At 74.4% G+C, this 21,305-nt stretch carries 19 protein-coding genes; 9 read left to right on the top strand and 10 right to left on the bottom strand.

Annotation, left to right across the window (positions count from 1 at the left end):
• Window positions 1-57 precede the first annotated feature (57 nt).
• From FMM08_RS05775 to FMM08_RS05765, 3 genes are all read right to left on the bottom strand, one after another.
• Window positions 58-1,119: an alpha/beta fold hydrolase gene (locus tag FMM08_RS05775; RefSeq protein ID WP_147925423.1), complete on the bottom strand. Its 1,062-nt coding sequence runs from the start codon at window positions 1,117-1,119 to the stop codon at window positions 58-60.
• A gap of 120 nt (window positions 1,120-1,239) precedes the next feature.
• Window positions 1,240-2,277: a PucR family transcriptional regulator gene (locus FMM08_RS05770; protein ID WP_147925422.1), complete on the bottom strand. Its 1,038-nt coding sequence runs from the start codon at window positions 2,275-2,277 to the stop codon at window positions 1,240-1,242.
• Between the two features lie 62 nt (window positions 2,278-2,339).
• Window positions 2,340-3,296 carry an alpha/beta hydrolase gene (locus FMM08_RS05765; protein ID WP_222710455.1) on the bottom strand — a complete coding sequence of 319 codons (957 nt, stop codon included), beginning with the start codon at window positions 3,294-3,296 and terminating at the stop codon, window positions 2,340-2,342.
• Window positions 3,297-3,672: 376 nt separating this feature from the next.
• On the opposite strand from FMM08_RS05765, the gene FMM08_RS23315 reads away from it, so the two are divergent.
• On the top strand, window positions 3,673-6,027 hold the full coding sequence (locus FMM08_RS23315; RefSeq protein ID WP_369431674.1) for a DEAD/DEAH box helicase: 2,355 nt from the start codon (window positions 3,673-3,675) through the stop codon (window positions 6,025-6,027).
• Between the two features lie 69 nt (window positions 6,028-6,096).
• Here the strand turns inward: FMM08_RS23315 and kynA are convergent, their stop codons facing one another.
• Window positions 6,097-6,972 carry a tryptophan 2,3-dioxygenase gene (gene kynA, locus FMM08_RS05755; RefSeq protein WP_147925421.1) on the bottom strand — a complete coding sequence of 292 codons (876 nt, stop codon included), beginning with the start codon at window positions 6,970-6,972 and terminating at the stop codon, window positions 6,097-6,099.
• 290 nt (window positions 6,973-7,262) lie between these two features.
• Between kynA and uriH the strand changes: the two genes are divergently transcribed.
• Window positions 7,263-8,234, top strand: a complete 972-nt coding sequence (uriH, locus tag FMM08_RS05750; protein ID WP_255472096.1) for a uridine-preferring nucleoside hydrolase UriH — start codon at window positions 7,263-7,265, stop codon at window positions 8,232-8,234.
• 225 nt (window positions 8,235-8,459) lie between these two features.
• On the opposite strand, the gene FMM08_RS05745 is transcribed toward uriH, so the two are convergent.
• A complete protein-coding gene (locus FMM08_RS05745) occupies window positions 8,460-9,311 on the bottom strand; it encodes a sugar phosphate isomerase/epimerase family protein (protein ID WP_147925419.1) in 852 nt (283 codons plus the stop codon).
• A 30-nt stretch (window positions 9,312-9,341) separates the two neighbouring features.
• Window positions 9,342-10,169, bottom strand: a complete 828-nt coding sequence (locus tag FMM08_RS05740; RefSeq protein ID WP_147925418.1) for a sugar phosphate isomerase/epimerase family protein — start codon at window positions 10,167-10,169, stop codon at window positions 9,342-9,344.
• A 201-nt stretch (window positions 10,170-10,370) separates the two neighbouring features.
• On the opposite strand from FMM08_RS05740, the gene FMM08_RS05735 reads away from it, so the two are divergent.
• From FMM08_RS05735 to FMM08_RS05715, 5 genes are all read left to right on the top strand, one after another.
• Window positions 10,371-11,582, top strand: a complete 1,212-nt coding sequence (locus FMM08_RS05735) for a Gfo/Idh/MocA family protein (RefSeq protein ID WP_147925417.1) — start codon at window positions 10,371-10,373, stop codon at window positions 11,580-11,582.
• A 198-nt stretch (window positions 11,583-11,780) separates the two neighbouring features.
• Window positions 11,781-13,211 (top strand): glucuronate isomerase, encoded by a 1,431-nt coding sequence (gene uxaC, locus FMM08_RS05730; protein WP_147925416.1) that lies wholly within the window; start codon window positions 11,781-11,783, stop codon window positions 13,209-13,211.
• Entirely contained in the window at window positions 13,208-14,614 is a 1,407-nt protein-coding gene (locus FMM08_RS05725) for a mannitol dehydrogenase family protein (RefSeq protein ID WP_147925415.1), read from the top strand. Before uxaC ends, FMM08_RS05725 begins: the two co-directional genes overlap by 4 nt.
• A gap of 72 nt (window positions 14,615-14,686) precedes the next feature.
• Window positions 14,687-15,319, top strand: a complete 633-nt coding sequence (locus tag FMM08_RS05720) for a hypothetical protein (RefSeq protein WP_147925414.1) — start codon at window positions 14,687-14,689, stop codon at window positions 15,317-15,319.
• A 201-nt stretch (window positions 15,320-15,520) separates the two neighbouring features.
• Entirely contained in the window at window positions 15,521-16,243 is a 723-nt protein-coding gene (locus FMM08_RS05715; protein ID WP_147925413.1) for a cysteine hydrolase family protein, read from the top strand.
• An 81-nt stretch (window positions 16,244-16,324) separates the two neighbouring features.
• Here FMM08_RS05715 and FMM08_RS05710 read toward each other — a convergent pair whose 3' ends face one another.
• The gene (locus FMM08_RS05710) at window positions 16,325-16,684 is read right to left on the bottom strand and encodes a hypothetical protein (protein ID WP_147925412.1); all 360 of its coding nucleotides are present in this window, start codon (window positions 16,682-16,684) and stop codon (window positions 16,325-16,327) included.
• A 158-nt stretch (window positions 16,685-16,842) separates the two neighbouring features.
• On the opposite strand from FMM08_RS05710, the gene FMM08_RS05705 reads away from it, so the two are divergent.
• Window positions 16,843-17,250, top strand: coding sequence for a hypothetical protein (locus tag FMM08_RS05705; protein WP_147925411.1), 408 nt, complete (start codon window positions 16,843-16,845; stop codon window positions 17,248-17,250).
• Window positions 17,251-17,388: 138 nt separating this feature from the next.
• On the opposite strand, the gene FMM08_RS22890 is transcribed toward FMM08_RS05705, so the two are convergent.
• Window positions 17,389-17,817, bottom strand: coding sequence for a hypothetical protein (locus tag FMM08_RS22890; protein ID WP_187279572.1), 429 nt, complete (start codon window positions 17,815-17,817; stop codon window positions 17,389-17,391).
• Window positions 17,818-18,082: 265 nt separating this feature from the next.
• Between FMM08_RS22890 and FMM08_RS22885 the strand changes: the two genes are divergently transcribed.
• Complete coding sequence (locus tag FMM08_RS22885; protein ID WP_187279571.1) at window positions 18,083-18,994, top strand: YceI family protein; 912 nt, start codon at window positions 18,083-18,085, stop codon at window positions 18,992-18,994.
• Between the two features lie 12 nt (window positions 18,995-19,006).
• Here the strand turns inward: FMM08_RS22885 and FMM08_RS05695 are convergent, their stop codons facing one another.
• Entirely contained in the window at window positions 19,007-20,545 is a 1,539-nt protein-coding gene (locus FMM08_RS05695; protein WP_147925409.1) for a hypothetical protein, read from the bottom strand.
• Window positions 20,542-21,303 carry an ATP-binding cassette domain-containing protein gene (locus tag FMM08_RS05690; protein ID WP_147925408.1) on the bottom strand — a complete coding sequence of 254 codons (762 nt, stop codon included), beginning with the start codon at window positions 21,301-21,303 and terminating at the stop codon, window positions 20,542-20,544. The genes FMM08_RS05695 and FMM08_RS05690 overlap by 4 nt, the downstream gene beginning before the upstream one ends.
• Window positions 21,304-21,305 lie beyond the last annotated feature (2 nt).

Here is a 21,305-nt window from a genome sequence, read left to right as displayed (position 1 = left end):
CGAACCCGGAGGGGGGTTCACGGCCGCAGCCCGGGGGGGCGTGCTGCGGCTGGTCTGTCAGGCCGGGGTGGCCAGGAGCTCGGACAGGAGCGCGTCGACCTGGGGCATGTAGCCCGCGGAGACGCCGAAGAGGCCGAGGTGCCCGGCGACGTCGTCGATGACGCGCAGCTGGCTGCCGGGGACGAGGGCCTGCTCGGCGGCGCAGTCGCGCACGGGGAAGAACATGTCCTCGCTGATGGGCATGACGAAGGTCTTGGCCGTGATGCGTCCCAGGGCGGCGGCGAGGTCACCGCCGGTGTGGCGCGCGACGTCACCGCGCTGCCACTTCCACGCCATGGTCAGCAGGTCGTTGGGGTCCATGGCCGTGAAGTACGGCTCGAGGAACTGCTCCATGAACTGCTCGACGGTCTCGAAGCCCAGGGAGCGCCACGCCTCGGTCTTGAAGTACTCCGTGGAGAAGCCGACCACGGCCCAGATGCCGGCGTGGCGCTCGAGCCCGTCCACCACCTGCTCGTGGGAGGTGTACTCCCCACCGGCGAAGCCGGGGTCGCACGTGATGGTGTCGATGAGCGCCTTGGTGAAGAGGAAGTCGTGAGGGGTGTTCTGCGCTGTGCCGGCGATGGGGGCGGCCCGCTCGACCTTCTCGGGGAAGCGCACGGCCCACTCGTAGGTCTGCTGGGCGCCCATCGAACCACCGGTCACCAGCTGCAGGGTCTCGATGCCGAAGTGCTCGCGCAGCAGCCGCTCCTGCGCGACGACGTCGTCGCCGATGCGCACGTGGGGGAACCCCGACATGGCGATGCCGGCGTTGGCCCCGGTGGCGTTGTGCGGCGACGTCGACAGTCCGTTGCCGATCTGGTCGACCACCACGATGAAGTACGTCGAGGGGTCCAGGGCGTGACCGGGGCCGATGTAGGCGTCGCGCCAGATCTGGTGGGTGCCCGAGTACCAGGTGGAGACGAGGATCGCGTTGTCGCGCGCCGCGTTGAGCTCACCGAAGGTGGCCACCGCCAGCTGGCAGTCGGGGATGACCCCGCCCTCCTCCAGCTGCAGCTCGCCGATGCTGACGAGCTCGTACTCGCCGTGGTGCTCGTGGGTGTAGTAGCTGTTCTCGATCACGGGGCGCTCCTCCAGACGTCGTCGTCCGTCACTGCGAAGGCTGCCCCCGGCCGGAGGACGGCGGAACCGGCAGCCGTCGGCCGAGCGGGGTCGCCTCCCCCGCCAGCTGGCGGGCGCGGCTCAGGGCCGGTGCGGTGCCGGAAGGTCGAGCACGCGGGAGTGCCGCAGGCGCCACCTCAGCCACGCGACACCCAGCCGTGCGCGGCCGTACCCGGCCAGCGGGTCGAAGCCCAGCGCCGCTGTGACCTCCTCGACGCGCGCGGTCATGGTCTTGTGGTGCACGCCCGCGAGGCGCGCCGCCTGCCGGACGGAGGCCGCCTGCACCAGGGCCTCCAGCGTGGTGGCCCCCCAGCCGTGGGCGACCACGGCCTCCAGCCGGTCGACGTCTCCGCTGCTGCCCGGCTCGTCGGGGAGGTCGACCAGCAGCTCGACGAGCCCGCCGAACCTGTCCACGTGCGACGTGGAGCCGCAGCCCTCGTCCCACAGGCGCAGCGCCGTCGTGGCCGTGCGCAGCGCGCGCGGCAGGTCGTCGACGGCCGTCGGAGCGCTGGTGCCGCTCGGCGAGGCGCCCACCACCTCGACCCCCTCGGGGACCACCAGCACGTGCAGGGGACCGTGCGGGGAGGGCACCACGTCCTCGGGGACCACGGGGTGCGCCGTCCAGCGGGCGAACAGCGGCGCCACCACCACGCAGCTGCGGCGCTCGCCTCGCACCCCCAGCGCGCTGGCCGCCTCGCGCCGGGCCGTCACCGGGACCGTCGCGTCCAGGAGCACCGCCATGTGGCGGCGGTCGGCCAGGGCCGCTCGACCCCTGCCGTGGCGGATGCGCAGTGCCAGCGCCAGCCGCTCCACGATGATCGCGTCGTGCGGGCCGGGAGGACCGTCGCGGTCGAGCCAGCTGACCTGGCCGTCCACGCGCTCCACCCCGGCCGGGGGCGGCGCGGGTGGCAGGAGGTCCCCGGTGCCCGCCACCCGCACCTGCAGGGGAGGGTGGTCCTGCTGGAAGCCCGCGGGGCAGCCCGCCAGCGCGGCGGCCGCGCTCAGCAGGGCCCGCGTGCCGACGTTGCCGAGCACCAGCTCGTCGAAGCACGCGATGACGCGCAGCCCGTGGCTGGCGTCGGGGTCGAGCGCCGTGAGGCGCCCGAGCAGTTCCTGCACCCGTCCATCCTCGCGCCGCGGGCAGCCCGGTGACCAGCGCCCGACCGGGCGGACCAGGGCCGTCAGTCCTCCAGGAGGCGCTCCAGCCACGCGGTCCGCACCGCCACGAGGGACCGGGCCAGGGCGGTGTGCGGGGCGAAGATGTCGAAGGCGTGGAAGCCGCCCGGCCACACGTGGAGCTCGGCGTCCACCCCGGCGGCCCAGAGCCCCGAGGCGTAGGCGACCGCCTCGTCGCGGAAGATCTCGGCCTCGCCCACGCTGAGGAAGGCCGGCGGCAGGCCGCGCAGGTCCGACGCCCGCGCCGGCGCTGCGAGGGGTGGCACGTCCGGACCGCCGACGGCGTCTCCCAGCAGCGCCCTCCACCCCGTCTCGTTGCTGGTCCGGTCCCACACGCCGACGCCGTCGAAGGCGCGCGTGGAGGGGGTGAGCCCGCGGTCGTCGAGCATCGGGCAGTCGAGCAGCTGGCCGACCAGCGCCGGCCCGCCCCGGTCGCGCGCGGCCAGCGCGAGACCGGCGGCCAGTCCGCCGCCGGCGCTGGCTCCGCCCACCACCAGCCGGTCGGGGCGGACGCCCAGCTGCTCGGCCTGCTGCGCCATCCACACCAGAGCCGCGTAGCAGTCCTCCCTCGGAACCGGGTCGGGGTGCTCGGGAGCCAGGCGGTACTCCGGGGTGACCACCACGAGCCCCAGGCGCTCCACCCAGTCGAAGACCATGTCGAGCCCGCTGAAGCGGTCTCCGAACACCATCCCGCCCGAGTGCGCGTAGAGCACTCCCGGCCGAGGGCCGCTCCGGCGCGGGTCTCGGAGCACGGAGACGGTGATGGGCGTGCCCCCGTGGCCCTCGACGGTCACGTCCTCGCTCACCACCGACCGTCCCGCCAGCGACTCCTCCAGCGGAGGCGAGGCGTAGGAGCGCCGCATGAACGGGATGAGCTCCGGGGTGATGGTGGGCGGGAAGACGCCGCCGACGACGGCCAGCCCGGCCCGGAGCTCGGGGTCGAAGCGCGGACGAGCGGCCACGGCACCTCCCTGGGTGGATGAGGAGTCGATGAGGAGTCGACGAGCGGTCGACGGTCGCGGACGGAGGACGGTGGCGGCGAGGCTACGCAGGTCGCGGGATCACGTCCGGAGGGGGCGCGTCGTCCGCCTACCATGGGGGCAACGCCCCCTGACGCGAAGACCCGGGCTCGACGCCCGGTGGTCCAGCGGCCAGCTCCAGCGCGAGCGCCGCCGCGGCAGCGGGTGACGACGTGGCGCCCCGGCGCCTCGACGCCTCCAGGAGGTGGCATTGGCCCAGGGCCAGCGCGGCGGCGACGGACGCCGCAGCAGCAACGGCAGCTCGACCCGCGGTGACACCCGCCGCGACGGACGCGGCAGCGGCGGCAGCGGCGGGGGTGTGCGCCGCGGCGCGACCCGCCAGCGCAAGGACGTGGTCGCCGTCCTGTCCGACGGCGTCCGCGAGGTCCAGCAGGCGGTGAAGACGGGGCGCCTGACGCCGGCTGTCCGCTCGCGGTTCCAGGCCGTGGCGCTGCTGCTGCGCGAGGAGCGCGCCCGCGTCCAGGGCGCGGCCATCACCGAGGCCAGGCGCTCCGAGCGGCTCAAGCGCCTCGACCAGGTGGCCGCCCAGCTGGCCGTGGCGGCCGTGCGCGACGCGGGGCTGCTGCACCTGCTCTCCGACGACGCCGTCATCGCGCCCAGCTCGCGGGCGCTGCTGCGCGAGATGCAGCGCGAGGCCGGCATCGAGCCCGCCCCGCAGGACGTCCCGGCTCAGCAGGCGACCGCGACGGCCGCCGTCACCTCGCCGTTCGCGCCGCCCACCGGCGCAGCGGCGCCCGCGGCGGCCTCCGAGCGCGCCGTGGTGCCCACGTCGGTCGCCTCCCGCCAGCTGGCCAACCCGTTCCTGGCGCCCGTGTTCACGCCCCAGCCCGACCACGCCTTCCTCCCCCGCCGCCTCGGCGGCTGGGACCTCGTCGCGGCGCTGCTGAGCTCCTTCGAGCGGGCCAGCGGCGGCGAGGCCGCGTGCATGGAGCTGCCCGAGCCGACCGCCCAGTACACGCCGGCGGGCAAGGACCTCATGCAGCACCAGGGCGAGCTGGTCGCCGCCGCCGCGCAGGGCCACCGCACCTTCCTGCTCGCCGACGAGCCGGGCCTGGGCAAGACCGCGCAGGCGCTGCTCGCAGCCGAGGCCGCGATGGCGTACCCGCTGCTCGTCGTCGTCCCGAGCGTGGTGAAGACCAACTGGGCGCGCGAAGCGGGGCTGTGGGTGCCGCACCGCTCCACCACCGTGGTGCAGGGCAGCGGTGAGAGCGTCAACGGCTTCGCCGACGTCGTGGTGGTGAACTACGAGGTCCTCGACCGCCACCTGGGGTGGCTGGGCGACTTCGGCTTCCGCGGGATGGTGGTCGACGAGGCGCACTTCATCAAGAACAAGACCTCCCAGCGGTCCCAGAACGTGCTGGCCATCGCCGACCGCGTCCGCACCCGCACGCCCGACCCGCTGGTCATGGCGCTGACCGGCACGCCGCTCATCAACGACGTCGACGACTTCCGCGCCATCTGGCAGCTGCTCGGCTGGACCGACGGCACCCGCCCGGTGCCGCAGCTGCTCGAGGCCCTGGAGGAGCTCGACAGGACCCCCGCCGACCCGGACTTCTACCCCGGCGCCCGCCGAGCCGTGGTGGACATGGGCATCGTGCGGCGCCGCAAGGTGGACGTCGCCGCCGACATCCCCTCCCGCCGCGTGGCGGACCTCCCCGTGGACCTCGACGGGCCCGCCGGCCGCTCCGTGCGCGCCGCCGAGCGCGACCTCGCGCTGCGCATGGTCGAGCGGTACCACCGCGCACTCGCGCACCGCGCCGCCGCGGGCCTGGACGGCGCGCTGGCCATGGGGGCGGAGGACGACGACGAGCGCGTCGACGTGACCCGCACTGGCGCGCAGGTACCTGCTGCCGAGGCGCCGGCGGACGCCGTGGCCGACGCGGTGCCGACCATCGGGGCCCAGACCGAGGCCGAGGCAGCCGCCCAGGCGGCGGCCGAGGCCGCCGCGGTGGTCGAGGAGGCCTACGAGGCCCTCGGCGCCACGCCTGACGCGCCCGAGCCGGTCATCGACGCCGCGCTCGTGCGGCGGGTGGCCAAGGCCGAGCTCAAGGACGGCGAGACCGGCACCGGCGAGAACGTCTTCAGCGTGGTGCGCCGCATCGGCCGGGCCAAGGCGGAGCTGGCGGCGGACTACACCGCGCAGCTGGCGCGCAGCGCCGGCAAGGTCGTGCTCTTCGCCAAGCACGTGGAGGTCATGGACGCCGCCGAGGAGCTGTTCTCCCGGCAGGGCCTGCGGTTCTCCTCGGTGCGCGGCGGGCAGACGCCGGAGGTGCGCCAGCGCAACGTCGACGCGTTCGTCACCGACCCCGACGTCGCCGTCGTCGTGTGCTCCCTCACGGCAGCCGGCGTGGGGCTCAACCTGCAGGTGGCCTCCGACGTGGTGCTCGCCGAGCTGTCGTGGACCGACGCGGAGCAGACGCAGGCCATCGACCGGGTCCACCGCATCGGCCAGACCGAGCCGGTGACGGCGTGGCGGGTCATCGCGGCGCAGACGCTGGACGCGCGGATCGCCGCGATGATCGACAGCAAGGCGGGACTGGCGGCGCGGGCGCTGGACGGCTCCGACGAGGAGGTCGGCGACTCCGTCGACGTGCAGCTGGAGGCGCTGGTGGGCCTGCTCACCGACGCCCTCGAGGAGGGCCTCACCCCCTGACCCCGCCCCCCTTCGTGATCATCGGCGTTGCGCACACCACTGCGCACGACGCCCATGATCACGAAGGGATCAGACACCGACCTCGGTGCGGACGGCGTACAGCTCGGGGAAGAACGTCAGGCTGAGCGCCCGCGCGAGGAAGTCGACGCCGGAGGAGCCGCCGGTGCCGCGCTTGAAGCCGATGGTCCGCTCGACGGTCTTGAGGTGGCGGAACCTCCACAGCTGGAAGTTCTCCTCCAGGTCCACCAGCTCCTCGCAGGCCTCGTACTCGTCCCAGTGCGCGCGGGCGTCCTCGTAGATGCGCCGGAACACGGCCACCAGCTCCGGGGTGTGCACGTGGGCCTTCGTGACGTCGCGCTCCAGCAGCAGGGGCGGGACGTCGTGGCCGCGGCGGGCGAGGAGGCGGAGGAACTCGTCGTACAGGCTCGGGGACTCCAGCAGCTCGCGCAGCTGGGCCTGCTGGGCCGGCTCGTGCGCGAAGACGGCGAGCATCGCGGCGTTCTTGTTGCCGAGCGCGAACTCCACCGCCCGGTACTGGTGGCTCTGGAACCCCGAGGAGCTGGCGAGGAAGCCGCGGAACTGCGCGTACTCGGTGGGGGTGAGCGTGGCCAGCACCGACCACTGCTCGGTGAGCGTCCTCTGGACGTGCTTGACGCGGGCGATGTTCTTCAGCGCGCCGCGCAGGTCGTCGGCGGCCAGGGCGGCCATGGCGGCGCGCAGCTCGTGGAGCACGAGCTTCAGCCACAGCTCGGAGGTCTGGTGCTGGACGATGAAGAGCAGCTCGTCGTGGTGCTCGGGCACGCTCAGCGGGTGCTGGGCGGACAGCAGCTCGTCCAGGTGCAGGTAGGCCCCGTAGGACATCTCGCGGGTGAAGTCGGTGACGACGCCGTCCTCGACCTCCCGCGTGTTCGCGCTGGTGCCGGGGGTGGGGTGTGCGGACGTCATGGTGCCTCCGGAGGTGACGGCGCGGCGGGTGCGGTCGGAGCGGAGCGCACCGGCCGGTGACGGCCCCGGTAGCGCCCACGGCTCCGGGTCCGGTCACCTCCGGGCGCGGGTCCGTCTCGGTCTCGGGAGACCTGGGTCCGCCCGACGTGCACCAGCAGGGGCGCAGCGCGAGGCGGGTGCCGCAGAAGGTAGCCCCGCGGCGCGGGCACCCACAAGGCACCCGCACCGAGGGCTGGTCGAGGATGACGAGCCCGCGCAGGCGCCCGGCCCCGACGACGAGGAGAGGTGACGTGCCCCGTCCCGAAGCACCCGAGAAGATCATCATCGACTGCGACCCCGGCCACGACGACGCCGTGGCGATCCTGCTGGCCCACGGCAGCCCGCACGTGGAGCTGCTGGCGGTCACCACCGTCGTGGGCAACCAGACCCTGGAGAAGGTCACCCGCAACGCCCTCGTGGTGGCGCGGGTCGCCGGCATCACGGGCGTGCCGTTCGCCGCGGGCGCCGACAGGCCGCTGCTGCGCGAGGTGCAGACCGCTCCGGACGTCCACGGCGAGACGGGCATGGACGGTCCCGAGCTGGTGGAACCGGACCTCGAGCTGGACCCGCGGCACGCCGTCGACCTCATCATCGACACGGTCATGGCCCACGAACCCGGCACCGTGACGCTCGTCCCCACCGGTGGGCTCACCAACATCGCCCTGGCGGTCCGCAGGGAGCCGCGCCTCGTCGAGCGCGTCAACCGCGTGGTGCTCATGGGTGGCGGCGTCGCCGTGGGCAACTGGAGCCCGGTGGCCGAGTTCAACATCGTCATCGACCCCGAGGCCGCGGCGATCGTCTTCTCCGCCGGCTGGGACGTGACGATGGTCGGGCTGGACGTGACGCACCAGGCGCTGGCCACCCCCGACGTCGTGGAGCGCGTCGCCCGGGTGGGCACGGGCCCCGCGCGGTTCGTCGGGGAGCTCTTCGAGCACTTCACCCGCGCCTACCGCGACGCCCAGGGCTTCGAGCACCCACCGGTGCACGACCCGTGCGCGGTCGCCCACGTCATCGACCCGACGGTCGTGCGCGCGGTCCGCATGCCGATCGTCGTGGAGACCACCGGCACCCACACCCTCGGCATGACCGTCGCCGACCGGCGCGCCCCCGCACCGCCGGGCTGCGCCACGTCGGCGGCGGTGGAGCTGGACCGCGAGCGCTTCTGGGACCTGGTGGTCGACGCCCTCGAGCGCATCGGCGAGCCCGGCGCCGTGAGGAGCTGAGCACGCGGAGGTCGCGCTCCCTGTGACGGAGCCGTGAAGGTCCTGCGCATCTCGGCGCTCGGCTCACGTCGGCAGCGCACCCCACCGATCGGCGGGTGAGGGCCGCACCGGCCAGCACCTGCGAAGGGACCTGCGTTGAGCCTGTCGAGCACTCGAACCACAGCCGCCTCCAGGGCTGCCTGCGCCGCCCGAGCAGCGGCACGGGTCGCCCTGGAGGCGCTGTGGTCAGAGGAGGTGCCCGAAGCCCATCGCCACGAGGTTCTCCCGCGAGGTGCGCAGGCAGTCGTACGGGTCGCGCCCGTACTGCACGTCCTGCTCGATGAAGAGGTGCTGGGCGCCGGCGGCGAGCGCCGCGGGCACCACCTCGGGCCAGTCGAGGCTGCCCTCGCCCACCTCGGCGAACTGCACGAGGTCGGTGAAGGCGCGCATGAAGCCCCCGGGGCCGCCGCTGGCCACGTCGGCCAGCAGCTGCTCGGTGGGCACGGCCACGCGGTAGTCCTTGAGGTGGACGAGGTCCACGTCTCCGGTGAGCTGGCCGAGCGTGCGCACCGGGTCGCGGCCGCCGCGCTGGACCCAGTGGACGTCCACCTCGAGCGTCAGCGAGGGCGCCTCGGCGCGGATGGTGTCGAGCAGGGTGGTCCCGTCGCGCCGGGCGAACTCGACGTGGTGGTTGTGGTAGCTGAGCGAGATGCCCTCGTCGGCGAGCCGGCGCGCGGCCTGCTCCGCCTGGCGACTGGCCGCCACGAGCGCCTCGTGGGAGGTGAAGGCGGGCAGGGGCATCATGCCGATCCGCACCCGCGTGCAGCCCAGCGCCCGCGCGTCGGCGACCACCTTGTCGGCGTCGTCGACCAGGGAGTCGTTGGGGCCGGGCCCCAGGCCCGCGGACAGCGCCCCGAAGACGGTGCCGAGCTCGTCGGCGGCGCGCCGCATCTGGGTGACGGCGTCGGCCGTCATGGGGATCTGGCTGACCTCGACGGTGTCGAAGCCGAGGTCGGACAGGCGCCGGAGCACCTCGTGCGGGCCGGTCTGCTCGACCTGCTCGCGCAGCATCATCATCTGGACGCCGATGGTCGCCACGGCTTCCTCCTCCAGGGGTCGGTCAGCGGGTCAGCGGTAGCTGATGGACTCGGCCCGCAGCAGGCCGGTGAACGCGGTGTGAGCGGTGGTGAAGAGCTCGGGGCCGGAGAACCCGCCCAGCTCGTGCGCCTGCGCCAGGTGCGGCTCGAGGGAGAAGAACCCGTCGAAGCCGTCCTCGTGCAGCGCGCGGACCGTGTCGAGCACCTCGCCGTCGCCCCGCCCCGCGGGCACCACCTCACCGGTGGCGAGATGGGCGTCCTTGACCTGCACGTACTCCAGGTGCGGGCGCAGCAGCGCGTAGCCCTCGGTGTGGGGCCGCACACCCACCTGCACGAAGTTGGCCGCGTCCCACGCGGCGCGCAGGTGGGGCGAGGCCACGCTCGAGAGCACGTCGGCGCAGCGGGCCGGTACGTCTCCGTAGATGCCCTTCTCGTTCTCGTGGAGGAAGACGACGTCGCCGGCGGCGGCCACCTCGGCGAGGGCGGCCATGCGCTCGAGCACGGCGTCGCGGACCTGCTCGGGCGCCTCGTCGGGTCGCAGGAAGAAGGAGAAGACGCGGACGTAGCGGGCGCCGAACGCCTGCGCCAGCTCCACGGCGCGGCGGGCGCGGTCGAGGTGCTCGGCGACGTCGGCGTCCAGGTGGACCTTGCCGACCGGGCTGCCGATCGAGGAGACCCGCAGGTCGTGGGCCTGCAGCACCTCGAGCGCGCGGCGCACCTGCGCCTCGTCGAGGTCGAGCACGTTGGTCCCCCACGCGGAGCGCAGCTCCAGGTGGCCCATGCCGAGGCCCCGGACCACCGAGCACTGCTCCTGGAAGTCGTCGGAGATCTCGTCGGAGAAGCCTGACAGCGTCCACATGCCGCCCACGGTGGCGGCAGGTCGCTCGCGGTGTCGCGGCGTTGCCACGTGTTGCCGCCGCCGCGGGACCAGCACGACGACGAGGACGGCGACCGACGGTGTGGACCGGGCGACGGCGGGGCAACACGTGGCAACCGCTCGGCGGGCGCAGCCGGGCGAGACGAGGCTGGTCGCAGTCCGCCGTCCAGACGAGGAGCACCCGTGCCCGACCCGACCACTCGACCCACCGGCGACGGCGGCGAGCGCAGCGTCCGCCTCGGCATCATCGGCACCGGCGCTGAGGGCAGCGCGTACGCGCAGCTGCTGCTCGACGGGCGCGTGCCGGGCGCGAGGCTCGGCGCCGTCGCCGACCTCAGCCCCGAGCGTCGCGCGGCCGCCGCCGCGTGGGGCGTCCCGGTGCACGAGAGCTCCGACGCACTGCTGGCCAGCGGAGACGCGGACGCCGTCGTCGTCTGCGTCCCCCACTACCTGCACCCGGAGATCGCCATCGCCGCGCTGCGCGCCGGCGTGCACGTGCTCGTGGAGAAGCCGGCCGGCGTGCACACCTCGCAGGTGGCCGAGCTCAACGAGGTCGCCGCGGCGCACCCCGAGCTGACGTTCGCGATGATGTTCAACCAGCGCAGCAACCCGCTGTTCCGGCGCGTCAAGGAGATCGTCGAGACCGGCGAGATCGGCGCCGTCCGCCGCTCCAGCTGGACCATCACCACGTGGTGGCGCCCCCAGGGGTACTACGAGCAGTCGGCGTGGCGCGCCACGTGGGGCGGTGAGGGCGGCGGCGTGCTGGTCAACCAGGCACCCCACCAGCTCGACCTGTGGCAGTGGATCTGCGGCGTGCCGCAGTCGGTCTTCGCGAAGGTGGCCTACGGGTTCCGGCGCGACATCGCCGTGGAGGACGAGGTGGTCGCCGTGGTCGACCACGGCGACGGCGTCACCGGCACGTTCACCACCGCCGTGCACGACCTCGTCGGCACCGACAGGTTCGAGATCCTCGGTGACCGCGGCAAGGTCGTGGTGGAGGGGTCGAAGAGCGCCACGGTGACGCGCCTCGTCGACGACGAGCGCGCCATCTCCGACGGCATGAGCGCCGAGCAGGTCCGCGACCTGTTCCGCGGCGGTTTCGACCCGAGCACCCTGTACACCCAGGAGGTGCTGGAGTTCCCCGTGGAGTTCTGGGCCCAGCACGCCGGCGTCATGGAGAACTTCGCCGCCAACGTCCTCCACGGCACGCCGCTCATCGCGCCCGGCAGCGAAGGCATCAGGGGTGTCCGCCTGGCCAACGCGATCCACCTGTCGAGCTGGCTCGGCCGGGAGGTGCCGCTCGACTTCGACGAGGACGTGTACCTGCGCGAGCTCAACGCCCGCATCCGCGCCGAGGGGACCTTCCCCGAGCGCCGCGCCCGCCTCGCTCCCTGACACCCACCTGCTCTCGCCCCGTCTCCGCCCCCCTCCCCGCCACGATCGAGCACCTGAGCGCCACACCTGCGGGCTGGCACGCAGCGAAGCGGTGCTCAGCGCGGTCCCGCCGTGCGGCGGCTCGTCGTCCTGCTCACGCACCGGCAACTGTCGGCAACTGCTGGCGGCGACCACCGGGCTCCGCCGCAGGATGAGGCCATGGCCACCGCCGCGCCGCTGCAGCTGCACGCGGACCGCCTCCTGCCCTGCGACCCGGTGGTCCGCGACGTCGCCCGTCGGCTCCACCTGCAGGTGCGTGACCTGCCGGTCGTCTCGCCGCACGGCCACGTACCGGCGTCCTGGCTGGCCGAAGACGCCCCTTTCCGCGACCCGACGTCGCTGCTCATCACGCCCGACCACTACGTCACCCGCCTCCTGCACGCGCACGGCGTGGACCTCGCCGACCTCGGGGTCGGCCGCTCCGAGGCTGATGGTCCGCTGGACGAGGCCGCCTCCCGCCGGGCGTTCCGCCTGCTGTGCTCGCACTGGTCGGTCTACCGCGGCACGCCCGTGCGGTACTGGCTGGAGGTCCAGCTCGCCGAGCTCTTCGGGGTGCGGGTGCGCCCCTCCGCAGACACCGCCGACGAGATCTACGACGAGGTGGCAGCCGCCCTGGCTGACGAGGCGTTCCGCCCGCGGGCGCTGTACGACAGGTTTGGCATCGAGGTGCTCGCCACCACCGACGACCCCTGCGACGACCTCGCCGCTCACCACGCCCTCACGGAAGACCCCACCTGGCACGGCCGCGTGGTGCCGACGTTCCGCCCCGACAGGTACCTCGAGGTGGGCGCACCGGGGTGGAACGCCCTGGCCGACCGGCTGGGCGAGGTCTCCCGAGTGGGGACCGGCACCTGGGCGGGGTTCCTCGCCGCCCTGCAGGACCGGCGCGACCACTTCCGCGCGCACGGCGCGGTCTCGGCCGACCACAGCCACGCCGACGCCCGCGCCGACAAGCTCACCCAGCCCGAGGCGAGCGACCTGTTCGACCTGGCCCGCAGGGGCGAGCTCACACCGGCGGGGGCCACGGCGCTGCGCCGCCACCTCGTGTGGGAGATGGCGCGCATGTCCGCCGAGGACGGCCTGGTCATGACGCTGCACCCGGGCGTGCACCGAGACCACCACACCCCCACGGCAGCGCGGTTCGGCCACGACGTGGGCTGCGACATCCCGCGGACCGTGGAGTTCCCGGCCGCGCTGAAGCCGGTGCTGGACGACTTCGGCACCCACCCCGTCTTCCAGCTGGTGCTGTTCACCCTCGACGAGACGACGTTCTCCCGCGAGGTCGCGCCGCTGGCCGGCTTCTACCCGTCGGTGTACGCCGGCGCGCCGTGGTGGTTCCTCGACGCCCCCGACGCCATCCGCCGCTACCGCGCCGCCGTCACCGAGACGGCCGGCTTCTCCAAGACGTCGGGCTTCATCGACGACACCCGGGCGTTCTGCTCCATCCCCGCCCGCCACGACATGGCCCGCCGCCTCGACGCCGGGCACCTCGCGCAGCTGGTGGTGGAGCACCGCCTCGAGGAGGACGAGGCGGCCGAGACCATCGTCGACCTGACGACCACCACCCCCCGGAAGGCCTTCCGCCTGTGACCACGACCACCGCGGAGACGACCGCGCGCACGCGCCTGGCTCGCTCCCTGCCCGACGCGCCGCCCGCCCCTCCGGTGCGGCTGGTGCACCTCGGGCTCGGCAACTTCTTCCGCGCCCACCAGGCCTGGTACACCGCGCACGCCTCCGACGCCCCGGACTGGGGCTACGCCGCGTTCACCGGTCGCCGCCCCGACGCCGCTGACGTGCTGGCTCCGCAGGACGGGTTGTACACGCTGCTCGTGCGCCACCCCGACGGCGACGCCGCGGAGGTCGTCGGCTCGGTGGCTCAGGTGCACGCCGCCAGCGAGCACGCGACCTACCTGGAGCTGCTGCGCCGGCCGGAGGTCGCCGTCGTCACCACCACGCTGACGGAGTCCGCGTACCTCGTGCGCGCGGACGGGCACCTCGCCGTCGACGACGACGCGCTCGCGGCCGACCTCGCGGCGCTGCGCGCCGACCTCACCGCGCCGGTGTCGACGCTGCCCGCCCGATTGCTCGCCGGCCTGGCGGCGCGCCGCGCTGCGGGGGCCGGTCCGGTCACGGTGCTCCCGTGCGACAACCTCCCGCACAACGGGACGGTGGCGCGCACGGGCGTGCTGGAGCTCGCGGCCCTGGTCGACTCCAGCGCTGGTGCAGGGCTGGCCGCGTGGGTGCACGAGCACGTCGACTTCGCCTCGAGCATGGTCGACCGGATCACTCCCGCCACCACCGACGACGACGTGCGCGCCGCCGCCGAAGCCACCGGCCTGGCTGACGCCGCGCCCGTGCCCACCGAGCCGTTCACCGAGTGGGTGCTGGCCGGCGCGTTCCCCGCCGGGCGCCCGGCGTGGGAGAGCGCGGGTGCGCTCGTCGTCGACGACGCCAGGCCCTACGAGCAGCGCAAGCTGTGGCTGCTCAACGGCTCGCACTCGCTGCTCGCCTACGGCGCGTCCCTGCGGGGGCGCACCACCGTGGCCGAGGCCATCGCCGACCCGGTCTGCCGCGGCTGGGTGGAGGAGTACTGGGACGAGGCGTGCCGGCACCTGCCGATGCCGGCCGAGGAGCTGACGACCTACCGGTCAGCACTGCTGGATCGCTACTCGAACCCGCGGGTGCGGCACCTTCTGGCCCAGATCGCCTCCGGCGGGTCGCTGAAGCTGCCGGTGCGGATCGTGCCGACGCTCCTGGCGGAGCGTGCGGCCGGGCGCTCACCTGTCGGCGCTGCCCGCGCCGTGGCGGCGTGGGTCTGGCACCTGCGCGGCCGAGGGACGCCGGTCGAGGACCCGGGCGCGGAGGCCGCGCAGGCTGCGGCGCGCTCCGGCGACGGGAGCGTCGCCGCGGTGCTGGAGCTGCTGCGGACCGGTCTCACCGACGACGACGAGCTGGTGCGCCTGGTGGCCGAGCAGGTCGACGCTCTCGCCTGACCGCCCGGGGTCGAGCACGCCAGCGCTGCCGGTCGCGGTGCGTTGCGCGGCTGCCCACCTCCGGAGGACTCCATGGCTGCCAGCACTCCCACCCCGTCCGACGCCGTCGAGCGCCTGCACCGCCGCCAGCGCCAGGACGCGCTCCAGCACGAGGCCGACCAGGTCGTCGACGACCTCGCCCTCGACGCTCTGCTGCGCAGGGTCGGGCGGCCGCACCGCGTGGGCAGCTCCCGCCTCGGGCTGGTGGTGTGGCGCGACATCGACATCACCGTGGTCTGCGACCACCTCGACATCCGCGCTGTGGGTCTCCTCGCCGGAGACCTGGTCGCCCGCGGCGACGTGCGCGAAGTCGCGGTGCGCTCCGAGGTCGGTCGCCTCAACACCGACCCGGAGACTTACCCCGACGGCATCTACCTGCAGGTCAGGGCCGCCCAGGAGGACCGCGAGGAGTGGAAGCTGGACATCTGGTTCGTCGACCAGCCCGAGCGCCAGCCCGACCTGCGTCACGTGCAGACCCTGCCCCCGCTCCTCGACGGAGGGGCTCGCGACGCCGTCCTGCTCATCAAGGAGAGGTGGGCAGGCAGGTCGGAGTACGGCACGGTGGTCTCCAGCGCCGACATCTACCGGGCGGTCCTCGACGACGGCGTGCGCGACGTCGACGGCTTCGAGCAGTGGCGTGCCGAACGGTCGGCGTCGCCCCGCTGACCACCTCCGCCCAGGACCGTCTGCGTCGACACCCTCGGCGCCACGCCCAGCACCACCAGCAGCAGCAGGGCGACCGCCACCACGTGCAGTCGCTCCGGCCGCCCCCGCACCACGTCCAGCGCAGCCGGTGGGGGGCGGGAGCGGCCATCGTCGGAGCCGCGACGCCGTCGGCTGTCGCAGGCGGTGGCTAGCGTCGCGCCCATGCCGGTCCGACCTGACCACGCCGTCACCGCGACCGACTCCGGCGGGCTGGACGCAAGGGTCCACGACTGGTCGATCGCCCAGCGCGAGTACGAGCGGATGGAGGCCCGCCGCGGCCGCCGGCACGCCTACACGCACCTCGACCCGGCTCGCACAGCGCTCGTGGTCATCGATGTGATGCCCTTCTTCGTCGACGAGCCGGACCTGCCCCACTGCCGCGGGGTCCTGCCTCAGATCGTCGCTCTGGCCGAGGCGCTGCGCGCCGCCGGCGGCACCACCGCCTGGGTGGTCTCCCCGGGCACGGGGACGCCGCCCACGCCCGCGGCCGTGGAGTTCTTCGGCCAGCGGGTGGCGGACCTGTACGCCGCCTCCGGTGGCGGCGGGAGCCCACGAGAGCGGCTGTGGCCCGGATTCGACGTCCACCCCGAGGACCTGGTCGTGGAGAAGACCGCAGCCAGCGCCTTCTTCCCCGACCGCTGCGACCTGCCCCAGCTGCTGGAGGACCGCGACATCGACACGGTGGTCATCACGGGGATGGTCACCAACGTCTGCTGCGAGTCGTCCGCTCGCGACGCCGCAACACTCGGCTACCGGGTCGTCTTCGTCGCCGACGCCAACGCTGCCGTCGACGACACCGCCCAGAACGCCACGCTCACGACCGTCTACCGCACGTTCGGCGACGTCCGCACCACGGCGGACGTCCTGGAGATGGTCTGCGGCTGACCACGAGAGGTGTCCGCAGCAGCCCACTCCCCCCTGCCGGCCAGCCACCGGGAGGCGCTGGGGCACCCGGTCACCGGTCGATCACCGGGGCGGCTCGAGCGCCAACGGCCACACGGTCGTGGAGGGGGACGCGCCGCCGTGGCGCGCGGCGAAGTCCGCCAGGACGGCGTCGCGCACGTCCTCCCCGTGCGCCATCCGCTGGACGTGGCCGAGCAGCCACGCGCCGGGGGTGCCGACCAGTCGCTGCGGCCAGGTGGTCAGGAACCCACCGGCGGACCACACGCCGGCGTGGTTGTCAGGCCCCTCGTGCTCACCAGTGGCGACGAGCCGGTGGTCGAACGCGACCCAGACGAAGACGTGCCGAGGCGCTCGAGCCTGCTCCCACTCGGCCAGCTCGTGGAACCGCACCGGGTGCAGGTGCGGTGCGGAGCGATCGGCCACAGGGCCATGGTCGCGCCCTCCTCCGGAGATCGCCCCCTGCTGGTACTGGTCCGGGCGCACTCGCCTGCAGCCGGCTCCTTCCCGAGTCGGATGACGGAACGCTGCTCAGCCGACGAAGATCTCCCCGACTGGTCCGTGCTCTGAGGGGGGGAGCTGCTGTGCCTAGGCACCTGCTGCTGCACGGCTCGCACATCGTCAAGACCGCCCTGCTCACTTCGGGGCTGTGCACGGCGGTGAGCGTGACGATCGCTGTGGCGGCCGGCGAGACCGCGTACTCGGCGTGGCTGGGGGTGCTGAGCGCTCTCGTCGGTGGTGCGTGCGGTGTCGTCGCGGGACTGGTCGCGGGAGTCGTGAGGGCCCTGACGGCTCGAGGGAGCGCCTCGGCGCGAGCGCAGCGCTGGGCGCAGGCGCTGGCCGGTGGGACCAGCGCTGGCACCTGCGCGGGACTGGTCCTGCAGGCTCCCGCGCTGCAGGAGGCCGTGGTCTCAGTCGGGCTCGTACTGGTCGCAGCGGCAGCCGTGCACCTGTCCGCGGTCGTGCGACCTGAGACCACCGCTCGCGCTTGAGGCGCCCCCCGGCGGTGCGTCTCCGGAGCACCGGTCAGGCCCGTTGGACTTCGAGAGCAGCCCCTCGAGACGGTGCACCCCGTCGCGCAGCGCCCACAGTGCCCGGTCAGTCCGCAGAAGACCACCGCGGCTCGTCGCTCACGCAGAGCTGAGCGGAGCCGTGACCCACCTGCGCGTGACGGCGACGCACGCAGCGACGAGCCCGAGCAGCGCGCCCCCGAGGAGGGCCGCAGCCGCGGGGGCCTGGTCGGTGGAGGAGACGACCCACCGCACGGCCAGTGCTGTCGCAACGACCGGCCACGTCATGAGGAGGCCCAGGGCGAGCCTTCGCCGCCGAGGCCACCGAGCAGCGACGACCAGTCCCGTCGCGGCGCAGGCCGCTGCGGTGGGCACTGCGCACGCCGCCCCCACCGCAGCGGCGAAGAAGAGGAACTCCCCGACGTCGAGGAGCGTGCCCCCTTCGAGCGCTGTCACGCCGAGCACGAGGACCACGGCGGCGAGGGCACCGGTGACGACGCCGACGGCGAGGAGGCGCGCCGCCGCGCTGAACCAGGCGGAGCTCCACACCGGTGAGCCTCGATCGACCACGGGCCCGGTCTGGCGGCCGCGTCCAGACCCCCGTCGTGCTGGCCCGAGACGCGCTGAGCCCTTCGTCGGCGGCTACCGTGGTGCAGGTGGACACCGGGCAGGCCCCCGTCAAGACCCCGGTCGACGTCCAGGACCAGCAGATGACGTCCGTCCACATGCTGCTGGGCGGCTCGCGGTGAGGTTCGGCCGCCCCACCGGACGACGCCGCGCCACGGCAGCGCAGCCGGTCGCTGAACCGCTGGTCGTGCACGCCCCGATCCCGGACGTCCAGCCGCCGCACGCCGCCCACGGCGGCGAGGGCCGCGCACCGCACCTGCCGACCGGAGCCGCAGGTGCGCGCGTCCACGGGTCGGTCCTGACCCGTGACGGCTGGCCGCTGCCCGCGGCCTCGGTCACCCTCCTGGCCACCGACGGCACGGGCAGCGCGCGGACCACCAGCGGCGCGGACGGCCGGTTCGTCCTGACCCAGGTGGAGACCGGCCCGGCGACCCTGCTGGTCGCCTGCGCCGGGCACGAGCCCCACGCCCTGTCCATCGCGGTGCAGTCCCCCGGCGCCACCCGGCCCGAGGACGTGGTCGTGGACGTCGGAGAGCTGCGCCTGGCCCGTGTGGGCGCAGAGGAGCTCCCTGAGGCCGGACGCTGGAAGATCGACCCCGACCACACCTCGCTGGTCGCCACCGCCCACCACCTGGGCCTGTCCGCGGTCAGCGGGCGCCTGTCCGTGGTGGAGGGGGTCATCGAGGTGGCGGAGGTCTTCAGCGGCTCCTCGGTGGAGGTGCGCATCGACGCCGCCAGCGTCGACTCCGGCGTCGCGGCCCGGGACGCGCACCTGCGCAGCGCCGACTTCCTCGACGCCGAGAACCACCGGTGGATCACCTACGAGGGGCGGGGTCTGCTGCCCGACGGTGCCGGGGGGTGGCAGCTGGACGGTCACCTGACGCTCAACGGGACCGCCCGTCCGGTGCCGCTGCGGCTGCGGTGCACCGGCACCGGGACCGACCCCTGGGGTGGTCACCGGGTCGCCTTCCAGGCCACCGCGCAGCTGAGCCGCGACGACTTCGCGATGAGGTGGAGGGAGGCCTTCGGCCTGGGAGTGGCGATCTTCGGCACCACCCTGCGCATCACCATCGACCTCGAGGCCGTCCGCGAGACCTGAGCCGCTCCCGGATCAGCGCGCGAGCACCGCGGAGCGGGCGGCCCGGACGGCCAGGGAGCTCCCGAGCAGGGCCAGCACCACCGCCGCAGGCACGGTGACGACGAGCTGCTCGCGCGCGGTGCACGCGCCCCAGGCCCAGGGGGTCACCAGCCACAGGCGCTGCTGCAGCCCGGTGCCGCCGACCAGCGCCGCCAGCAGCACCCCACCGATCCCGGTCCCGAGGGCGGCGGCAGCGCCGAAGCGCACCACCAGCCACAGGGACCCGCAGACCAGCAGCGTTCCGGTGACCGCGCAGGCCAGGAGCAGGACCACGACGACGCTCCCCGGCAGCCCACCCGCGGCGAGGACCGCCCCCACCGCGAGGTCCATCAGCAGTCCCACGGCGACGGTGGAGACCACGACCGCTCGAGCGGGGCGGGACGTCCCCGTCGGCCGGCTCGCGACAGCGACCCACCCCTGGGCCACCGCCCCCCACACGACCAGCGGCAGGACGGCGGCCGCGGCCGGCAGCACGAGCAGCGCGTACAGCTCTGCGGCAGCCTCCACCCCCTGCCACGGCACGACCAGGGCGACGAGGAGCACGGCGGCGACGGGCACCCACCCGACCGCGGTCCAGCGGGTCGCCCGGAGCACCGCGGCCAGCACCCGTGGCCTCCCGGGCACCGCATCCGACCGCGTGCCCGCTCGGTCCGCGGGGCGGGCTGCGCGCGGAGTCCACGCGACCCGCGCCGCGGACGACGTGGGGGCCGCCGCTCGCGCCTCCACCCGCCGCCCGAGCGGGGCTCGGAGCGGTCGGGGCGAGGGCACGAGCACCACCGGCAGGGCCAGGAGCGCACCCAGCAGCGCCGCAGGCCACGGAGAGGCCGACGCGAGGGCGGCACCGGGCTCCAGCGCCACTCCGTTGGCGTGGGTGCCGATGAGGGGCAGGGCGCCGCGCACCAGCCAGGCCGGCGGGACGACCACCCACGCCGGGGACTCGGCGGTGAGCAGACCGGTCATCGTCCAGGCCGCTCCGACGGCCATCGCGGGCAGGCGACCGACCCGGCCCGCCACGCGCAGCACGAGCGCCACCAGGCCCAGCTGTGACAGCCCGAGCACCGCGACCAGCTCGAGCGCGCGCAGCCACGGCGGCGGCCCCTCGAGCAGCGCGGCCGCGACCGTGAACGGCGTCGCGACGGCGAGCGCGTTCATCACCAGGACGAGCGCGGCGAGCACGGCGAAGCGGCTCGTGCGTGCGGTGACGGGCCTCAGCGGGCGCCACAGCGTCCCCCCGCCGCGGTCGCGTCGGTCGGCGTGGCAGACCGTGGCCACGAGCAGCGCGGCGCCCAGCGGCCCGAGGAAGACCACCCACAGGTTCTCGAAGGCCAGCACCCGCGGCCAGGTGCGGTTGAAGCCCGAGGCGAGGAACAGCGCGCTGACGAGCCCGCCGAAGGCGACGCCGAGCAGCGGCAGGCGTCCGGCGGCGCTGCGGCGCCAGCGGTGGAGCTCGGACCGCAGGGCGTCCTGGAGCCGGGTGGTGCCGCCTGCGGCCGAGGCCGCTGGCGCGCTCACGCGGCCCGCTCGCTGGTGCGGGTGAAGTAGGCGCGCTCGAGGTCGCCGTCGGGGGCGAACTCCTCCGCGGTCCCTTGGAAGAGGAGCCGACCGTCGACGATGAGCCCGATGTCGTCGGCGACGTGGGCGACCTCGGCGAGCAGGTGGCTGCTGACCACGACGCTGCCGCCGTCCGACGTCCGCTGGGAGACGAGCTGCCGCAGGGCTGCGATGCCCTCGGGGTCCAGGCCGTTCTGGGGCTCGTCGAGCACCAGCAGGTCGGGATCGCCGAGCAGGGCGGTGGCGAGCGCGAGGCGGCCCTTCATCCCCGTGCTGAAGCTGCGGGCGCGAGCGCGGCCGGTCCCGGTCAGTCCGACCTGCTCCAGGGCGCGCTCGGCGTGCTCGTCGCCCAGCCCCAGCAGGAGCGTGTGCACCCGCAGGTTCTGGCGAGCCGACAGGTGGCCGTACAGGCTCGGACCTTCGATGCTGGCGCCGACGCGGCGCAGGGCGGCGCGCGAGAACGGCTCGCCGAACAGCTGCACCCGTCCTGCCGACGGCGCGAGGAGTCCGAGCAGCATCTTGAGGGTGGTGCTCTTGCCGGCCCCGTTCGGACCGAGCAGCCCGTAGGTGCGCCCCGGCCTCACCCGCAGCGAGACGTCCCGGACCACGGCCCGCCCGCGGAAGGCTCGGGAGAGGCCGGTGGTCTCGACGGTCAGCGGAGGCGCCGCGTGCCGGTCTGCGGGCGTCTGCGCTGGTCCGTGCGAGCTCGTCGTCGTCATCC

It is taken from the genome of Quadrisphaera setariae (genome assembly GCF_008041935.1).
GTDB lineage: Bacteria > Actinomycetota > Actinomycetes > Actinomycetales > Quadrisphaeraceae > Quadrisphaera > Quadrisphaera setariae.
Note: the sequence above shows the minus strand (reverse complement) of the source record. Positions and strands in the feature narration are given on the sequence as shown.

Coding starts and splice junctions, on each gene's coding strand:
- kynA (WP_147925421.1), bottom strand. CDS start 6,972: ATGACGTCCGCACACCCCACCCCCGGCACCAGCGCGAACACGCGGGAG.
- FMM08_RS05740 (WP_147925418.1), bottom strand. CDS start 10,169: ATGTGGACGCTGTCAGGCTTCTCCGACGAGATCTCCGACGACTTCCAG.
- uxaC (WP_147925416.1), top strand. CDS start 11,781: ATGGCCACCGCCGCGCCGCTGCAGCTGCACGCGGACCGCCTCCTGCCC.
- FMM08_RS05720 (WP_147925414.1), top strand. CDS start 14,687: ATGGCTGCCAGCACTCCCACCCCGTCCGACGCCGTCGAGCGCCTGCAC.
- FMM08_RS05715 (WP_147925413.1), top strand. CDS start 15,521: ATGCCGGTCCGACCTGACCACGCCGTCACCGCGACCGACTCCGGCGGG.
- FMM08_RS05690 (WP_147925408.1), bottom strand. CDS start 21,303: ATGACGACGACGAGCTCGCACGGACCAGCGCAGACGCCCGCAGACCGG.